This window comes from Salinifilum ghardaiensis (genome assembly GCF_054491345.1).
The window spans coordinates 2,670,466-2,688,541 of record NZ_CM137101.1; the positions used below are offsets into that span (position 1 = coordinate 2,670,466).

Below are 18,076 nucleotides of genomic sequence, written 5' to 3' on the forward strand. Positions count from 1 at the left end.
CTGACCTGGGACATGTTCCTGCGGCCGTTACCTGCTGACAACCCGGGACACACCTCGCACTCACCTCGCAACGCCATGCTCGGGGCGAAACGCTCCCGAGGAAGCCGCGGAGAAGAAAGCGCTCACCATGCCGAACTTCCTGACGACGGTACTGGCCGGTGTCGCCACGGCCCTGCTGGAAGGACTCATCGTCCACTTGGTCAAAACCGCCTACTCGCGGGCGACCCGCGCCGCGGCCTGAACGACCGAGCGGACCCGGTTCTCCGGTCGCTACGACCAGGAGGCGTGTCGTTCCCTGACGGCTCGCCCCGATGAGACGCGCTCGCCCCGGCGCGCAGCGCGAGGGTTCAGGCCCCGGCGTCGCGCGGGGTGTCGAGTTGGGCGTCGGGACCGTGGACGAATGCGACGGTTCCGGCTGCGCCGTCGACGCGCAGGAGATCACCGGTGCGGATAGCGGTGGTCGCGTCGCGGACGCAGATCACCGCGGGAATTCCGTACTCGCGGGCGACCGTGGGGCCGTGCGCGATCGGCGAGCCGGTGTCGCTGACCAGTCCGGCCGCCGTCATGAACAACGGCGTCCAGCCGGGGTCGGTGGTGGGAGCGACGAGGATCTCGCCTGGTTCCACGCGGGCTCCGACCGGGTCGACGACGACCCGGGCCCGACCTTCGGCTCGCCCCGGAGCGGCCGGCATGCCGCCGAACCCGTCCTCGGGCGCGGCGGTGGGTATGGTCGCCTCGACGTCGGTGCCGTCGGTCAGCAGCGCTCCCGGGACGCTGCGGCGGCGTACTTCGCGGTCGTGGACGCGGCGCCGCTCGGCCACCAGCTCCCGGCGTTCCGCGCGGTCGCGGACGGCCGCACGAGCCTCGTCCAGCTCGAGGAACATGATGTCCTCGGCAGCGTCCAGCACGCCAGCAGCGGCGAGCTCCTCCCCGGCGAGCACGAGCTGGCGGCGCATCTCCGCGTAGGGGATCAGCCAGGTGAACTTCGCGTACTCCCGCATCCCGGTCAGCGACCGCGACCGGCGCATGAGGAACGCCGCGATCCGGCCCCGGATCGGGCGGACGCGCACGGCTCGCGCGCTGAGCTCCGCGAGCTTGGCCTCCGCCGCTGTGGCGGCTCGTTCGAACCGGCGGTCCGGCGCCTGCTCGCGGTCCTGGAGGCGCAGGTAGTTGGCGACGGCCCCGAACACCGGTGTCGGGTCCTCCCGCCAGCGCGGGACGCCGATGTCGACTTCGGCGGCGGTGCGGTGCCCGTAGTCGTCGAGGAAGGCGTCGATGCCGACGTCGGGCAGTTCCCCGCGCCGGTAGCGCTCGGTCAGCTCGTCCGGGGAGGTGTCGGTGAACAGCGTGCCGTGCGGCCGGGCGCGTTCGGCGATCCGCCACAGGGCCAGGTCCATCTCCGTGGTGACGTTGTGCGGCATCCCCCCCAGCACGATGTCGGTCTCCTGCTTCGACGCGATGCCCCTGAGCAGGGACTCCGGGGCGGTGCCGGTGAGGATTCCGGCGAAGACCGGACCGATCACCTCCACGAGCGCCTTGCTGAGCATGGCGTCGAAGGCGCTGCCGGTGACCCAGTCCAACCGCTCGCGGGCCGTCGCGCCGTCTCCGGGCCCCTTCAGGTGGCGCAGGCTCTCCGCGGCCCGAAGGGCCTTGGCCCGGCCCGCGGCGGGCCGGGCCAGGGACAGCCCGATGCCGGCCAGGGCACCGGGGAGCTGGGAGACCGCGAGGGAGAGCGCGGTGCGGAGGGAGAACGGCAGGCCGGGGCGTGGTGCGAAGCGCGGGTCGCGCAGCATCCGCGTCACGGCCTCCTGGACGCGCGGACCGTACACCCCCAGCCCATCAGCGAGTTTCCGGCGCATCGGCTTGCTGCGGACGAAGGAGCTGATGTCGACGTAGAGGTGGCGTCCGATGTCGACCATGAGGCTGTCGGGGTCGTGCGGGTCGACGGTGATTCCGACCGCCCCGCACCAGCGGCTCCACACCTGCTGCATCATCGTCATGCCCATGGGGGTGAACGGCCGCAGCATGCCCTGCAAGTGACCCACTTCCAGGTACAGGCGCGGCTGGTTCGGCAGGTTTTGCGGGGGCAGCGGGAAGAGCGTGGTGATGGGGCGGGATTGCAGGAGCCAGAGGCCGTCGGCATCGTGGGCCCACTCGACGTCCTGGGGCGCGTCGAAGAGGCCCCGGAGCCGGTGCCCTGCGGCACGTAGCTCGGTGAGTTGCGCGGCGGTGAGGCAGCCCGCGGTGTCGTCCGGCTCGGCGCCCTCGTCGAGGGCGTAGTGGTCGGGATCCGCGGAGCCGTCCACGACGGCGGTGCCCAGCCCGCGGACGGCGTCCACCACGGTGCGGGTGCGCGTACCGGTGACCGGATCAGCGGTGAAGAGGACGCCGGCGGTGTCGGCGTCGACCATGCGCTGGACGACGACGGCCATGCCCACGTCGGCGCGGTCGAGGGCGTTGGCACTCCGGTAGGCGACCGCGCGTTCGTTGTCGAGCGAGTCCCAGCAACGGCGGACCGCATCGACGAGATCCGCGATCCCCTCGACGTTCAGGTACGTGTCCTGCTGCCCCGCGAAGCTGGCGCCGGGCAGGTCCTCCGCGGTGGCGCTGGAGCGCACGGCCACCGGCCCACCGCCCATCCGCTCGTACGCGGAGGTGATGGCCTCTGCCGGTATCTTCCCGGCGGCGTACGCGGCGGTGGTGACGCAGAATCCGGGCGGCACCCGCTCGCCCGCCGCGGCCATCTCTCCCAGGTTCGCGGCCTTGCCCCCGACGAGGCCGCCCATGTCGCGGCGCACCTCGTGCAGATCGACAACGGCGTCGTCGCCGGTCTCCGCGGTCGTCATTCGTCGCCTCCCATTTCGCTCTTCCCCCGGAACGGCGAGCACTCGTCGTCGAGGTCCGAGGCAGGCCGTCGAAGGTGGTGGGCGTGGCCACGCCGGTCACGCCTCCCCGTCCGTCGTCGCGCGGTAGACGTGCTCGCGGTAGGTGTCGCGCAGTTGCGCGACGATGCCGATGATCTTCGGTGCCACTTCGGCGAACGTGTGCCCGGTCGGATTGCCGGGCGGTTCGAAGGAACTGCGGATCACCTCCGCGAGCAGGTCGGCCTTCGTCTCGACGGGCAGGGCCAATTCCGGTGGCAGCATGGGCTCGATGCTCAGGTGGCCCAGCACGGCGGACCCGATGCCGTAGGCGATCCGCTCCACCGGCAGGTCCGCGCGCAGCAGGCCGTGCTCGGCGAGCAGGGCGAGGTACTCCGTGGACAGCGCGATCTTGCTGTGCACGACCTCGCGGGAGCCCTCGGTGGCGACCAGCCGGCCCAGCACCTCGGCATCGCGGGTGTAGATCGCGGCGAGCAGTGGCCGGCGCATCGCGTGCAGGAAGATGGTGCGCACGTAGCGGTGCAGCGCGACCTCGGCCGGGTCGGCGCGCATGCCCCGCACCAGCTCGTCGAACGTCGCTGCGCCCTCGCGGAGCAGCGCCGCGAACAGCAGGTCGTCCCGACTGCGCCAGTGCAGGTACACGGTGCCCTTGCCCACACCGGCGCGGCGGGCGACCTCGTCGACAGTCACCTTGCGATAACCCCACCTGGCCAGCAGTTCCGCGGCTGCGTCCAGGATGCGGTCCGCCCGTTCGGTGACCCGTTCCGCCATCCGAGCCTCCCCATCCCTGACCGCATGACCAAAAGAACAATTTTGGTCATGCGGTCACAGTACGAGTCCCCCGCCCGGCAGGCAAGACGTTCCCGAGCAACTGCGCAGCACGGCGGCCGAGGGCGCAGTCGACCGAAATTCTCCGGGTTTTTCCGGTGGCGGAAGGGGGCGCGCGGCTTCGCGGACCCTGCCTTGAGGCCGAATACAGGACACGCGTACTGTTACGGGCGAGACAGAACCGGCACGGGCAGACGGGTCCTCGCGCGCCGCCGACCCGCGTGCGCGAGACTCAGCATCGTTCCCGAACGTGCTCCCGTCGCGAGATGGAGTTCAACGTGACAGCACCAGTGAGCAAGAACAGCTTCGGCGCCCGCGACACGATGCGGGTCGGCAACGACTCCTACGAGGTGTTCCGGCTCAACGCGGTCGACGGCGCGCAGCGCCTTCCCTACAGCCTGAAGATCCTCCTGGAGAACCTCCTGCGCACCGAGGACGGTGAGAACATCACCGCCGAGCACGTGCGCGCGCTGGCCAACTGGGACCCGAAGGCCGCCCCCTCCACCGAGATCCAGTTCACGCCCGGCCGCGTGATCATGCAGGACTTCACCGGTGTGCCGTGCGTGGTCGACCTGGCCACCATGCGCGAAGCCGTCGCCGAGCTCGGCGGCGACGCGTCCAAGGTCAACCCGCTCGCCCCGGCGGAACTGGTCATCGACCACTCGGTGGTCATCGACGTGTTCGGCAAGCCGGACGCGTTCGAGCGCAACGTCGAGTTCGAGTACGGCCGCAACAAGGAGCGCTACCAGTTCCTGCGCTGGGGCCAGAACGCCTTCGACGAGTTCAAGGTCGTCCCGCCCGGTACCGGCATCGTCCACCAGGTCAACCTCGAGTACCTGGCGCGCAGCATCATGGCGCGCAACGGCCAGGCCTACCCGGACACGTGCGTGGGCACCGACTCGCACACCACGATGGTCAACGGCCTCGGCGTGCTCGGCTGGGGCGTCGGCGGCATCGAGGCCGAGGCGGCCATGCTCGGCCAGCCCGTGTCGATGCTCATCCCGAACGTCGTCGGCTTCAAGCTCACCGGCGAGATCCCGCCGGGGGCCACCGCCACCGACGTGGTGCTGACCATCACCGAGATGCTCCGCAAGCACGGCGCCGTCGGCAAGTTCGTCGAGTTCTACGGGTCCGGTGTGGCCTCGGTGCCGCTGGCCAACCGGGCCACGATCGGCAACATGAGCCCCGAGTTCGGCTCCACCTGCGCGATCTTCCCGATCGACGAGGAAACGATCCGCTACCTCAAGCTCACCGGCCGCTCCGAGGAGCAGGTGCAGCTGGTCGAGACCTACGCCAAGGAGCAGGGCCTGTGGCACGACCCGGACAACGAGCCGGTGTACTCCGAGTACCTCGAGCTCGACCTGTCCGAGGTCGTGCCCTCGATCGCCGGTCCGAAGCGGCCGCAGGACCGCATCGCGCTGTCCGAGGCCAAGCCCTCGTTCCGCGGCTCGCTGACCGACTACGTCAAGCCGACCACCACCGACGAGGCCGCCCTGGACGAGGCCGGTGAGGAGTCCTTCCCCGCCAGCGACGCCCCCTCCGTGAGCACGCACGCGGTGCCGGACGTCGCCTCCGCCGCCAACGGCGCCAAGGGCCGCACCTCCAACCCGGTGCCGGTGCGGTCGGACGAGCTCGGCGACTTCGAGCTCGACCACGGTGCCGTGGTGATCGCCTCGATCACCTCCTGCACCAACACCTCCAACCCCTCGGTGATGCTCGGCGCCGCCCTGCTGGCCCGCAACGCCGTGGACAAGGGCCTGACCCGCAAGCCGTGGGTGAAGACCTCGATGGCCCCCGGTTCGCAGGTGGTCACCAACTACTACGAGCGCGCCGGGCTGTGGCCGTACCTGGAGAAGCTGGGCTTCCACCTCGTCGGCTACGGGTGCACCACCTGCATCGGCAACTCCGGCCCGCTGCCGCCGGAGATCTCCAAGGCCGTGCAGGACAAGGACCTGGCGGTCACCTCGGTGCTGTCCGGCAACCGCAACTTCGAGGGCCGGATCAACCCGGACGTGAAGATGAACTACCTGGCCTCGCCGCCGCTGGTGATCGCCTACGCGCTGGCCGGGACCATGGACTTCGACTTCGCCAACGACCCGCTGGGCACCGACACCGAGGGCAACCCGGTGCACCTGGCCGACATCTGGCCGTCGCCGCAGGAGATCCAGGAGGTCATGGACTCGGCGATCACGCAGGAGATGTTCACCCGCGACTACTCCGACGTGTTCACCGGTGACGACCGCTGGCGCTCCCTGCCCACCCCGGAGGGCGAGACCTTCGAGTGGGACCCGGACTCCACCTACGTGCGCAAGCCCCCGTACTTCGAGGGCATGGGCCAGGAGCCGGAGCCGGTCGGCGACATCGGCGGTGCGCGCGTGCTGGCGCTGCTGGGCGACTCGGTCACCACCGACCACATCTCCCCGGCCGGTGCCATCAAGCCGGACTCGCCGGCGGGCAAGTACCTCACCGAGAACGGCATCGAGCGCAAGGACTTCAACTCCTACGGCTCCCGCCGCGGCAACCACGAGGTCATGATCCGCGGCACGTTCGCCAACATCCGGCTGCGCAACCTGCTGCTCGAGGACGTGCAGGGCGGTTACACCCGCGACTTCACGCAGGAGGGCGGCCCGCAGTCGACGATCTACGACGCGGCGCAGAACTACGCGGCGCAGGGCACGCCGCTGGTGGTGCTGGCGGGCAAGGAGTACGGCTCCGGCTCCTCGCGCGACTGGGCGGCCAAGGGCACCAAGCTGCTCGGTGTGCAGGCGGTCATCGCCGAGTCGTTCGAGCGCATCCACCGCTCCAACCTCATCGGCATGGGCGTGGCGCCGCTGCAGTTCCCGGCCGGCGAGTCCGCGCACTCGCTGGGGCTGGACGGCACCGAGACCTACGACATCGCCGGGATCACCGAGCTGAACGACGGCTCCACGCCGAGCACCGTCCACGTGACGGCGCGCAAGGCGGACGGCAGCACCGTCGAGTTCGACGCGGACGTCCGCATCGACACCCCCGGTGAGGCCGACTACTACCGCAACGGCGGCATCCTGCAGTACGTGCTGCGGAACATGGTCCGTTCCTGAGGGGACGATCTCTCCCTCGGAACCTCGGGGCGCCCTCCCCACCCGGGAGGGCGCCCTCTCATGTCCGGGCCGGGGAGCCCGCGGCCGCCTACGCCAGCGGGCGCCGGCAGAAGTAGATGCGCGCCGGCGGCAGGTTGCGCCACACGGTGCGGCTGGTGACGACCTCGTCGAAGAACCCGTCGAGCTGCGACCGGAACCGCCGCGCGGGGGCCAGCCCCAGGGCGTGCACGTAGCCGAAGGTCGTGAACCCGCCCGCCGGCGCGAGCACCTCGGTGACCTGGCCGAGGACGGCGCGCTGCAGCTGCGCGGAGAAGATCGACCACGGCAGCCCGCTGACGACGGCGTCGACGGTGCCGATGCCGAGGCCGGCCAGCAGGGACCGCAGCTCGGCCGCGTCCCCGTGCACCACTTCCAGCTCGGGGCGCCGGGAGCGCAGGTGCTGCACCATGCCCGCGTCGACCTCGACGGCGACGTGCCGCGCGCCGTCGGGCAGGCGTTCGGCGACGGCCGAGCTCAGCGCACCCGTGCCGGGGCCGATCTCGACCACGACCGGTGCGCGGTCCTCGCCGGGCAACGGCGCGCGCGGCACGACGGCGGCCATGTGTCGGGCGAGCTCGGGCGAGCTGGGCGCGACCGCGCCGACCAGGCCCGGTTCCCGCAGGGCGCGGCGCGCGAAGGTGCCGTACTCGGCCAGCACGGCGCGGGGGCGTTCGGAGCGCGTCGGCACGAAGCACTTCCTCCGTCGGGGGCAGTCGGCGCCAGCCTACCCGCAGCGGAACCGGCCGAGGGCGGTGCCGCCGGGCGCACCCGCCCGCGCCGCCGGGAGCACCCGGGACTTTTTCCTCTGTGCGGCCGGGCGGGGCGCGGGCACCGTGGCCCGCGGTGGTGCCGCCCGGTGCCGGTGGTCCCCCGTCGGGAGAGAGGACGAGGGCCCTGCGGTGTGCCCCTCCCGGGCGGCACCACCTGCGCGCCCGCGCTGCCGCGGCGCGAGGCGGCGGCCGTCCGCGTGCGCGGGGCGTGCGCACCGGGGGGGCGTGCGCCCCGGTGCGCCGCGCGGGGACTCATCGGGAGGCGGAGCCCACCTCCGGGATGACCTCCTCGCCGTAGGCGCGGGCGGTGTCGTCGACGGCGTCGTGCATGGCGTAGATCGCCACGTGGTCGACGCCGAGCTCGCGCAGCTCGGCGATCTTGTCCCGGTGGGCCCCGGCCGGTCCGAGCAGGCAGAACCGGTCGACGACGTCGTCGGGCACGAAGTCCGCGCTGCGGTTGCCGGCCCGCCCGTGGTGGGCGTAGTCGTAGCCCTGCCGGTCGCGGACGTAGTCGGTGAGCTCGCGCGGCACCGCCTGCGACTCCTGGCCGTAGCGCGCCACCAGGTCGGCCACGTGGTTGCCGACCATGCCGCCGAACCAGCGGCACTGCTCCCGCGCGTGGGCGAGGTCGTCCCCGACGTAGGCCGGGGCCGCCACGCACACCGTCACCGCGTCCGGGTCGCGACCCGCCTCCTGGGCGGCGCTGCGGACGTGCCGCACCATCCACTCCACCAGGTACGGGTCGGCCAGCTGCAGGATCAGCCCGTCGGCGCGGCGGCCGACCAGCTCGAGGGCCTTCGGCCCGTAGGCGCCCATCCACACCGGCAGCTCCCCCGCCGCCACCCACGGCAGCCGGGTCGGTGCGCCGTTGAGCACGACCTCGCGCCCCTCGGCGAGGTCCTTGATCACCTGCATGGCGTGCTCGAGCGAGCCCAGGGTCGTCGGCTGCCCGCCGGTGACGCGCACGGCCGAGTCGCCGCGGCCGATGCCGCAGACCGCGCGGGGGCCGAACATCTCGTTGAGCGTGGCGAACGTCGAGGCGGTGACGGTCCAGTCGCGGGTGACGGGATTGGTCACCATCGTGCCCACGCGCAGGTCCCGGGTGGCGGCCAGGACCTGGCTGTGGATGACGAACGGTTCCTGCCAGAGGACGCACGAGTCGAACGTCCACCCGTGGCTGAAGCCCTGCTGCTCGGCGCGGCGCATCCGGTCGACCACCCTCCAGGCGGGCGGGTCGGTCTGCAGCACGATCCCGAAATCCACGAGAAACTCCCCTCTGCGACGTGCTCCTCGCTCCCCGCCCCGGTGCACCGGCCGGTTCGGCGGTCGGTGCTGCGCGCGGCCCGCTGCCGCGGCGGGTTGGTCCGGCGGTTCAGCCGAGGTACTGGCACAGCGAGCGCGGCAGGAAGCGCCCGCGGCCGGGTTTCCCGCGGTAGTCGCCGTGGCGGTAGACGACCTCGCCGCGGGAGAGCACCGCGTCCACGGCCCCGGTGACGGTGGTGCCCTCGTAGGCGTTGTAGTCGACGTTCATCCACTGGTCGCGCACCGACAGGGTGTGCTCGGCCGCGGGGTCGTAGACCACGAGGTCGGCATCGCTGCCGGGGGCGATGGTGCCCTTCCGCGGGTACAGCCCGAACATCCGCGCGGGGCTCGTGCTGGCCAGCTCGACCCAGCGGCGCCGCCCGATCCGCTGCTGCACCACGGCGTGGTGCAGCAGGTCGATCCGGTTCTCCACGCCGGGGATGCCGTTGGGGATCCTGGTGAAGTCGCCGCGGCCGAGCTCCTTCTGCTCGCGGAAGCAGAACGGGCAGTGGTCGGTGGAGACCACCGACAGGTCGTCGCTGCGCAGGGCCTGCCACAGGGACTGCTGGTGCTCTTCCGGGCGCAGCGGCGTGGAGCAGACGTACTTGGCGCCCTCGAAGTCGGGCCGGCCCAGCTCGTCGACGGTCAGGAACAGGTACTGCGGGCAGGTCTCGGCGAAGACCGGTGTGCCGTCCCGGTGCGCGCGGCTGATCTCCGCGACCGCCTCGGTCGCGGAGACGTGCACGACGTACAGCGGCGCGCCCGCCACTCTGGACAGCTGGATGGCGCGGTGCGTGGCCTCGGACTCCAGCAGCGGGTGCCGCACCTGCCCGTGGTGCTTGGGGTCGGTGCGCCCGTCGGCGAGCGCCTGCTGGGCGAGCACGTCGATGGCGATGCCGTTCTCGGCGTGCATCATGGTCAGCGCCCCGTTGTCGGCGGCGCGCTGCAGGGTGCGCAGGACCTGCCCGTCGTCGCTGTAGAACACGCCCGGGTAGGCCATGAACAGCTTGAAGCTCGTCACGCCCTCGGCGACGAGCGCGTCCATCTCGCGCAGCGCGGCGTCGTCCACATCGGACAGGATCATGTGGAACCCGTAGTCGACCGCGCACTCGTCGTCGGCCTTGGCGTGCCAGGCCTCCAGGCCGGCGCGCGGGCTGCTGCCGCGCGGTTGGATGGCGAAGTCGACGATCGTCGTGGTCCCGCCGCAGGCCGCGGCGCGCGTGCCCGTTGCGAACGTGTCGGAGGCCTGCGTCCCGCCGAACGGCATCTCCATGTGCGTGTGCGCGTCCACCCCGCCGGGGATCACGTAGCGGTCGGTCGCGTCGATCACCTCGTCGGCGCTCTCCGCCCACGCGGCGGCCGGTTCCGAGTCCGGCGCGACCAGGGCGACGACGCGCTCGTCCTCGACGAGGACGTCGGCGGCGACCTCCTCGGCGGCCGTGATGACCAGTCCGGAGCGGATGAGTGTCCGCGGCATCGGTGCGCTCCTCGACGTCTCGCCCGCGGGTCCGGACGGGCCCGTTGCCCGCGGGATGCGTGCCGGTTCAGGGGGTCGTCAGCGGTCCGTAGGCATCGGGCCGGCGGTCCCGGTAGAACGCCCAGGTCCGCCGCACCTCGTCGATGAGGCCGAAGTCGAGGTCGCGGACGAGCAGCTCCTCCTCGGTGCCGCTGGCGGTTTCGCCGACGAACCGCCCGTGCGGGTCGGCGAAGTAGCTCGAGCCGTAGAAGTCGTTGTCGCCGTACTCCTCCACCCCGACCCGGTTGATCGCGGCGACGAAGTACTCGTTGGCGACCGCGGCGGCCGGCTGCTCGAGCTCCCACAGGTGGGAGGACAGCCCGCGGCTCGTGGCCGAGGGGTTGTAGACGAGGTGCGCGCCGGCGAGGCCGAGGGCGCGCCAGCCCTCCGGGAAGTGCCGGTCGTAGCAGATGTACACGCCGATGCGTCCCGCTGCGGTGTCGAACACGGGCCAGCCGAGGTTGCCGGGGCGGAAGTAGTACTTCTCCCAGAACCCGGGCAGCTGCGGCAGGTGGTGCTTGCGGTACTTGCCGAGGTAGCTGCCGTCGGCGTCGATCACGGCGGCCGTGTTGTAGAAGAACCCGGGCCCGTCGGCCTCGAAGACGGGCAGCACCATCACCAGCCCGAGCTCCGCGGCCAGCGCCGACATGCGGCGCACGGTCGGCCCGTCGGGGACGGCTTCGGCCCACCGGTAGTGCTCGGGTTCCTCCACCTGGCAGAAGTACGGCGCGTTGAACATCTCCTGGAAGCCGATGACGCGCGCCCCGCCGGCGGCGGCGCGCCGCGCGTGCTGCTCGTGCTGGTCGAGCGCGGCGGCGGCATCGCCGGTCCACTTCGCTTGGACGAGCGCGGCACGGACGACCGGGGACATCGGCAACACCCTCTCGGCGAAAAGCGGGGCTCCGCGGCGGATTCGCCTCGAAGGTATCCGCCGCGGAGCCCGCGCGCCACGGATCCGCCCCGCGCGTGCCGCGATCTTCCCCGCGGGAACGCCCGAATTCAGGCGATCGGAGCAGTCCGGGTCAGGTCAGCTGCGCTTCGAGCTGGTCGGCGAGCCCGTTCATGATCCCCGCGTAGCTGGCGTAGCTCATCGGTGCGACCGCGTCCCACTCCACGAGGCTGCCGGCCCGGACCTCCTCCCGCTGGGCGAACACGGGCTTGCGCCGCATCTCCCCCGGGGTGAGCGACTCCGACCGCGTGTCCCACATGAGGATGTCGGCGGGGTACCGCCCGGCGTTCTCCCACGACATCGATTCGAAGTAGCCGTCGGGACCGTCCGGCGAGTCCGGAACCCGCAGCGGCAGGCCGAGCTGCTCGGCGTAGTAGGCCAGGTCCGGGTGCGCGGGCGGGTTGACGGCGTAGAAGTTCTCCCGGTTGCCGCCGATGGCGAGGATCGTCCGCCCCTGCTCCCGCAGGCGCTGGCCGATGCCGCGCAGCCGTTCGGCGGCGCGGTGGAACGCGGCTTCGTCCCGTTGCACCCGCGGGGCCTCCACATCGGCGCCGAGCGCCTCCGCGGTGCGCTCGTAGTTGGCGATGCCCTCGGGCAGCTGCAGTCCGGCCTGCTGCACGCCGATGGTGGGCGCGAAGCGGTTGATCTGGCGCTCCTGGTCCTCGTTGAGGTGCCACAGGCCGGGATAACCCGGGTACTTGCCGCTGACGACGACGTCCGGGTCGAGCGCGGCGAGCCGTTCGGTGTTGACCTCGCCGTAGCCGGCGCCGGTGACATCGGTGACCTCGTCGGGGTCGATGCTGCCGGCTTCCGGTTCGGTGCTGCCGTCGTCGCGCACGAGCGGCCCGAACGTGCCGACCACCGGCACGCCGAAGTCCTTCAACGCACCCGCTGCCGCCGTCTGCGCCACGACGCGCTCGGGCTCGTCCTCCGCGGTGACCACGACGCCCCGGTCGTCCCGGAACGACCACCCCTGCCCGCGGTCCTCCCGCGCGGTGCTCCCGCAGGCGGTGACGCCCAGCGCCACCGCCGCGGACAGCGCCGCGCCGATTGCTGTAATGCGACGCACATGAACCTCCCCTATGCTGTTAGGTTAGGCTAACTTGGCGGCTGAACAGGTGAGAGGGAGGTCCTGCATGACGACGACGTCCACGTTGACACCGGTGGATCGCACTCCGCCCTCGACGGAGAAACCGAGCTACCGGGTCTTCGAGGTCGTCGTCGCGCGCGTGCACCGCCTCAGCCCCGGATTCGTGCGCATCACCTTCCGCGGACCGGACCTGGAGACCTTCGGCCCGGCCGGCTGCGACCAGCGGATCAAGGTGGTCCTGCCGCGCGCGGGGCGCGACGTGCGGGACATGGACACCGGTGCGGACTGGTACAGCACGTGGTCGGCCATGCCCGAGGAGACCCGACCGGTCCTGCGCACCTACACCGTGCGGGCCCACCGGCGAACCGAGCTCGGCACCGAGGTCGACGTGGACTTCGTGCTGCACGGCGATGCGAGCGCCGGCAGCGGCCCGGCCGCCGCGTGGGCGGCGCGGGCCCGGCCGGGCGAGCGCATCGGCCTGGTCGGCCCGGACCGGCCCGGACGGGGGCAAGCCTGGGGCTGCGCCTGGTCCCCCGGCACCGAGGGCGGGCCGTTCCTGCTCGCCGGCGACGAGACCGCCGTGCCCGCGATCTCCGCGATCCTCGAGTCGCTGCCCGCCGGGGCCACCGGCATCGCCTGCCTGGAGGTGCCGCACGGCGAGGACCGGCTCGCGCTGGCAGCACCGCCCGGCGTCGAGCTGCGGTGGTTCTGCCGCGAGCACGCCGCGGCGCCGCACGGCTCCCTGCTCGAGAGCGGGGTGGCGGCGGCGCTGGAGGAGCTCCTCCCCCACGGCTGCCGCGAGAGCGGGGTGCCCGCCGAGCCCCCGGAGGTCGACGTCGACGGGTCGCTGCTCTGGGAGGCCCCGGAGCGGGGGCAGGGCGTGTTCTACGGCTGGCTCGCCGGCGAGGCCGGTGTGATCAAGCGCCTGCGCCGGATGCTCGTGCGCGACTGCGCCGTGCCCAAGTCAGCCGTGGCGTTCATGGGCTACTGGCGCGCCGGTCGTTCGCTTTGACGCGGGGACCCGCCGCGCCGAGGACTTCCGCGGGGCGGCGGCGCGTGCCACGATCTCCTCGCCGAGGGGCCGCGCGAGGAGGAGGGCCGCATGTTCGACGTCGACCACGTGCGTCTGGCCGGAGTTCCCGAGGAGCTGCCCCGCATGGTGCCGGTGGAGCAGCGGTTCGCCGGCGAGGCGGTCACCGATCTCGACGGGCGGGTGCACCGGCAGGTGCGCGAGCACGCCGCGCGGCACGACCTGTCCGGCAAGCGCATCGCCGTCGGCGGCGGCAGCCGGGGCATCGCGCAGATCGACCGGGTCGTCGCCGCCGTGGTCGCAGCGCTGGCCGAGCAGGGGGCGAAACCGTTCGTCGTTCCTGCGATGGGCAGCCACGGCGGGGCCACCGCGGAGGGGCAGCGCGCCGTGCTCGCCGAGTACGGCATCACCGAGGAGGCGATCGGCGCACCGGTGGTGGCCGCGATGGACACCCGCGTGGTGGCCGAGCTGGACGACGGCACCCCGGTGCACTTCGACGCGCACGCCGCCGAGGCCGACGGGATCGTCCCCGTCAACCGCGTCAAACCGCACACCGACTTCAAGGGCGAGGTGGAGAGCGGACTGGGCAAGATGCTCGCGATCGGGTTCGGCAAGCACCTCGGGGCGAGCACGCTGCACCGGCGCGGCTTCGGCGCGTTCCACGAGCTCGTCCCCCGCACCGCCCGCGCCGTCCTCGACGCGCTGCCGGTGTCGTTCGGCATCGCGCTGGTCGAGAACGCCTACGAGCAACCGGCCCGGGTGGAACTCGTCGAGGCCGCGGGCATGCTCGAGCGGGAGGCGGAACTGCTCGCCGAGGCCAAGCGCCTGCTGCCGCGCCTGCTGCTGTCGGAGATCGACGTGCTCGTCGTCGACGAGATCGGCAAGGACATCAGCGGGGCGGGCATGGATCCGAACATCACCGGGCGCGTTCCCGTTCCCTCCCCGGGGTTCGCGGCACCACCGATCACCCGGATCGCGGTTCTGGGGCTGACCGAGCACACCAGCGGCAACGCGTGCGGGCTGGGCATGGCGGATGTGACCACGCAGCGCTGCGTCGACCAGATCGACTTCGGCGCGTTCTACACGAACTCGCTGACCTCGGGCGTGCTCGCCCCGGCGCGGATCCCGATGGCGCTGCGGGACGACCGCACCGCGATCACCGCCGCGCTGCACAGCTGCGGCGACACCGGCCGCGCGCCGAAGATCGCGCGCATCCGCAACACGTTGGCGCTGCCGCGGATCGAGGTCTCCGAGGGGCTGGCCGAGGAGGTGACCGCGCACCCCGACCTCCTCGCGCGCGGCGAACCGCGCCCGTGGGAGTTCGACCGTTCGGGGCACCTGCCACCCCTCCCCCACCCGGGTGGCGCTCCCCGTCCTGAGGCGTGACGGCCGCACCGCGCCAGCGCGGCCGGGAACGACCTCGTGTTCGCGGGGTGCCCTGCACCGACGCGTCTGCCGTAGAGTGGACGTTCCCCGGTTTTCCGGCGACCGCCCGCGATCCAGCAGCGTCCCGCGACCGCGTTGAAGGAGGCATCCGCCGATGTGGCCTCCACTGGAGACCGACCGCCTGAGCATCCGCGACTGGACGACCGACGACAGCGACGCCCAGGCCGTGCTCGCGCTCTACGAGCGGCCCGAGGTCACCGAGTGGCTCACCCCGCCGGCGCCCAGCGTGGCCGACCTCGCCGCGGCGCGCGCCATGCTGCAGGCCTGGACCGAGGCGCAGCCCAACCACATCCCGCCGACGGGCCGTTGGGCGATGCAGCGCCGCGACGACGGCACCGTCGTCGGCGGGCTCGTGCTGCGGATGCTGCCGCCGCACGACCACGAGGTCGAACTGGTGTGGAAGCTGCGGCCGGAGTCGTGGGGGCACGGCTACGCCACCGAAGCCGCCCGCGCGCTGCTCGCCTGGGCGTTCACCTTCGACATCGACGAGGTGTTCGCGCTGAGCCTGCCGGAGAACACCCGCGCGATCGCCACCGCGCGGCGCATCGGGATGGACTGGGTCGGGGAGACGACGAAGTACTACGGCACGACGCTGCAGGTCTACCGCATCCGCGCCAGCGACCTGCCCGAGCAGCGCTCCGGCACCGGCGACGAGGACTGACCCGGTCGGGGACACCCACGCGTGCCCCACGCGTTCTCCGACTCCTGCCGAGCCCGCGCGCGGCTGCCATGCTCGCCGCGGTGGACGGCTCCGAGCGCTGGGGGCGATCACGTGGCCACGGACACTGCCCGACCGCCCGGCTCGCGGTGGCGGGTCGGGCTGCGCCGGTTCGCCCGCACCGCCGCGGCCGCGGTCTCCGCGGTGGTGCTGCTGGCCACCGGGTTCGGCTGGGCCCAGTACGGGCGGTTGACCGGGGGCGTGACCACCAGCGATGTCACCACCCGGGCCACCGCCGACGGGGCGACCGACATCCTGCTGGTGGGCATGGACAGCCGCACCGATGCGCAGGGGCGCCCGCTGCCGGAGGACATGCTCGCCGAGCTGCACGCGGGCGCGGACACGGCCAACGAGCTCACCGACACGCTGATCCTCGTGCACATCCCCGAGGACGGGTCGGGGGCGGTGGCGTTCTCCTTCCCGCGGGACAGCTACGTGCGGATTCCCGGGCACGGCAAGCACAAGATCAACTCGGCCTACGTGCGCGGCAAGACGGCCGAGGAGCAGGAACTGCGCACCGCCGAACCCGGGTCGTCCCCGCAGGAGGTGAACACGCGCACGGCCCACGCGGGGCGGCAGCTGCTCGTGGACACGGTCCAGGGGCTGACCGGCGTGTCGGTCGACCACTACGCCGAGGTGAACCTGCTCGGGTTCGCCAGGATCACCGAGGCGCTGGGCGGCGTTCCGGTGTGCCTGAACGAAGCCGTGCACGACCCCATGTCGGGGGCGCGGTTCGAGGCGGGGCGGCAGCGCCTCGACGGCGCGGAGGCCCTGGCGTTCGTGCGCCAGCGCCACGACCTCCCGCGCGGGGACCTCGACCGCGTGGTGCGCCAGCAGGCGTTCCTGGCCGGGCTCGCCCGCACCGGGCTGTCAACGGGCCTGTTGACCGATCCGGAACAGCTGCGCACCGTGATCGACACGGTCAAGCGCTACGTCGTGCTCGACCAGGACTGGGACCTGATGCGGTTCGCGCGCCGCCTGCAGAACCTCAACAGCGAGGAGATCCGGTTCTCCACGATCCCCGTGCGCGACGCTGCCTACAGCACCCCGGACGGCACCGCGGTGCGGGTCGACCCGCAGCAGGTGCGGCGCGCGGTGCGCGAGGGCATCTCCCCGGAGGAGGGCGAGGCCCCGCGCCTGGGCGCGCCCGGACCGGTGCTGCTGGACGGTGCGCGCTCGGAGCGGGCGGCGCGCTCGGACGGCGCTGACGACGCCGGGAGCTCCGCGGCCCGGCCCGGCGTCACCGCGAGCGAGCTGCCCTGCGTGAACTGAGCGAGCGGCGCCGCGTCCGCCCGAGCGGACCGCGAGCGGCCGGCGCCGTCGCGGTCACCCGATCCCGAGCCGGCGGGCGGCGGTGCCGAGCTCGCCGAGGAGCTCCGCGCGCCGCTGCTCGTCGAGGAAGGCCGCGTGGAAGGAGTTCTCCGCCAGCCGGTGCAGCTGCGCGTCGGTGATGCCGAGCTCCTGCTGGATCGCGGTGCAGTTGTCCGCGACCCCGCCGCCGAAGTAGGCCGGGTCGTCGGAGTTGACGGTCACCAGCAGGCCCTCGTCGAGCATCCGGGGCAGCGGGTGCTGGGCCAGCTGCGCCACCGCGCCGAGGCGCACGTTCGACAGTGGACACACGGTCAGCGGAACACCGCGCTGGCGCAGGTCCTCGACCAGTTGCGGGTCCTCGAGCGCGCGGATGCCGTGGTCGACGCGTTCCACGCCGAGCACGTCGAGCGCCTGCCGCACGTAGTCCGCGGGGCCCTCCTCGCCGGCGTGCGCCACCAGGCGCAGTCCCAGTTCGCGGGCGCGGCGGAACACCGCGGTGAACTTCTCCGGCGGATGACCCGCTTCCGCGGAATCGAGCCCCACGCCGACGATGCGGTCCAGGTGCGGTTCGGCCTCGCGCAGCGTCTCCTCCGCGGAGGCGGCGGACTGGTCGCGCAGGAAGCACAGGATCAGCTCGGCCGAGACACCGCTGCTCCGCGCGGACTCGACCGCGGCCGACAACCCGTCCACGATCGTGGCCATGTCCACGCCGCGCGCCCGGTGCGCCTGCGGGTCGAAGAAGATCTCCGCGTGCCGCACCTCGTTCGCGGCGCAAGCATCCAAATAGGACCGCGCGAGGTCGTGGAAGTCCTGCTCGGTGCGCAGCACGGCCATGTTGGCGTAGTAGATCTCCAGGAACGACGCGAGGTCCCGGAAGCGGTACCGCTCGCGCAGGTCGGCCACCGAGGCGTAGGGCAGCTCGACGCCGTTGCGGCGCGCGAGGTCGAAGACGAGCTCGGGCTCCATCGTGCCCTCGATGTGGACGTGCAGCTCGGCTTTCGGCAGCCGGGCGACCGCGGCCGGCTCGTCGTCCCGACCGGTGTTCGTGGCTGCGCTGGGCGCGGTTCCGGACTCCATGGACGCAGCAACCTACCAGTCGATCGGGCGAGTCCGGG

General features: G+C 72.5%; 13 protein-coding genes. 5 read left to right on the forward strand and 8 right to left on the reverse strand.

The annotated features are described in order from the left end of the window. Positions 1 to 347: 347 nt before the first annotated feature. Positions 348 to 2,846, reverse strand: coding sequence for a PEP/pyruvate-binding domain-containing protein (locus ACVGV0_RS12260; RefSeq protein ID WP_459155796.1), 2,499 nt, complete (start codon positions 2,844 to 2,846; stop codon positions 348 to 350). 96 nt (positions 2,847 to 2,942) lie between these two features. After that, a complete protein-coding gene (locus ACVGV0_RS12265) occupies positions 2,943 to 3,653 on the reverse strand; it encodes a TetR/AcrR family transcriptional regulator (protein ID WP_459155797.1) in 711 nt (236 codons plus the stop codon). Positions 3,654 to 3,976: 323 nt separating this feature from the next. Here ACVGV0_RS12265 and acnA point away from each other — a divergent pair, with 323 nt between their 5' ends. Further along, the gene (gene acnA / locus ACVGV0_RS12270; protein ID WP_459155798.1) at positions 3,977 to 6,790 is read left to right on the forward strand and encodes an aconitate hydratase AcnA; all 2,814 of its coding nucleotides are present in this window, start codon (positions 3,977 to 3,979) and stop codon (positions 6,788 to 6,790) included. Between the two features lie 88 nt (positions 6,791 to 6,878). Here the strand turns inward: acnA and ACVGV0_RS12275 are convergent, their stop codons facing one another. The 5 genes from ACVGV0_RS12275 to ACVGV0_RS12295 form a co-directional block, all read right to left on the reverse strand. Continuing rightward, positions 6,879 to 7,451 carry a class I SAM-dependent methyltransferase gene (locus ACVGV0_RS12275; RefSeq protein ID WP_459159997.1) on the reverse strand — a complete coding sequence of 191 codons (573 nt, stop codon included), beginning with the start codon at positions 7,449 to 7,451 and terminating at the stop codon, positions 6,879 to 6,881. 400 nt (positions 7,452 to 7,851) lie between these two features. Beyond that, positions 7,852 to 8,862, reverse strand: coding sequence for a TIGR03842 family LLM class F420-dependent oxidoreductase (locus tag ACVGV0_RS12280; RefSeq protein ID WP_459155799.1), 1,011 nt, complete (start codon positions 8,860 to 8,862; stop codon positions 7,852 to 7,854). Between the two features lie 109 nt (positions 8,863 to 8,971). After that, positions 8,972 to 10,378 (reverse strand): dihydropyrimidinase, encoded by a 1,407-nt coding sequence (gene hydA, locus ACVGV0_RS12285; protein WP_459155800.1) that lies wholly within the window; start codon positions 10,376 to 10,378, stop codon positions 8,972 to 8,974. Positions 10,379 to 10,445: 67 nt separating this feature from the next. Next, positions 10,446 to 11,288 carry a nitrilase-related carbon-nitrogen hydrolase gene (locus tag ACVGV0_RS12290; protein ID WP_459155801.1) on the reverse strand — a complete coding sequence of 281 codons (843 nt, stop codon included), beginning with the start codon at positions 11,286 to 11,288 and terminating at the stop codon, positions 10,446 to 10,448. A gap of 151 nt (positions 11,289 to 11,439) precedes the next feature. After that, entirely contained in the window at positions 11,440 to 12,435 is a 996-nt protein-coding gene (locus tag ACVGV0_RS12295; protein ID WP_459155802.1) for an ABC transporter substrate-binding protein, read from the reverse strand. Positions 12,436 to 12,502: 67 nt separating this feature from the next. On the opposite strand from ACVGV0_RS12295, the gene ACVGV0_RS12300 reads away from it, so the two are divergent. From ACVGV0_RS12300 to ACVGV0_RS12315, 4 genes are all read left to right on the forward strand, one after another. After that, positions 12,503 to 13,468: a siderophore-interacting protein gene (locus ACVGV0_RS12300; protein WP_459155803.1), complete on the forward strand. Its 966-nt coding sequence runs from the start codon at positions 12,503 to 12,505 to the stop codon at positions 13,466 to 13,468. Positions 13,469 to 13,558: 90 nt separating this feature from the next. After that, positions 13,559 to 14,872 (forward strand): nickel pincer cofactor-dependent isomerase, group 22, encoded by a 1,314-nt coding sequence (locus ACVGV0_RS12305; RefSeq protein WP_459155804.1) that lies wholly within the window; start codon positions 13,559 to 13,561, stop codon positions 14,870 to 14,872. Between the two features lie 154 nt (positions 14,873 to 15,026). Continuing rightward, positions 15,027 to 15,593, forward strand: coding sequence for a GNAT family N-acetyltransferase (locus tag ACVGV0_RS12310; RefSeq protein WP_459155805.1), 567 nt, complete (start codon positions 15,027 to 15,029; stop codon positions 15,591 to 15,593). A 111-nt stretch (positions 15,594 to 15,704) separates the two neighbouring features. Next, positions 15,705 to 16,922, forward strand: a complete 1,218-nt coding sequence (locus ACVGV0_RS12315; RefSeq protein ID WP_459155806.1) for an LCP family protein — start codon at positions 15,705 to 15,707, stop codon at positions 16,920 to 16,922. Between the two features lie 54 nt (positions 16,923 to 16,976). Here the strand turns inward: ACVGV0_RS12315 and ACVGV0_RS12320 are convergent, their stop codons facing one another. After that, positions 16,977 to 18,038, reverse strand: a complete 1,062-nt coding sequence (locus ACVGV0_RS12320) for an adenosine deaminase (RefSeq protein ID WP_459155807.1) — start codon at positions 18,036 to 18,038, stop codon at positions 16,977 to 16,979. Positions 18,039 to 18,076: the final 38 nt, after the last annotated feature.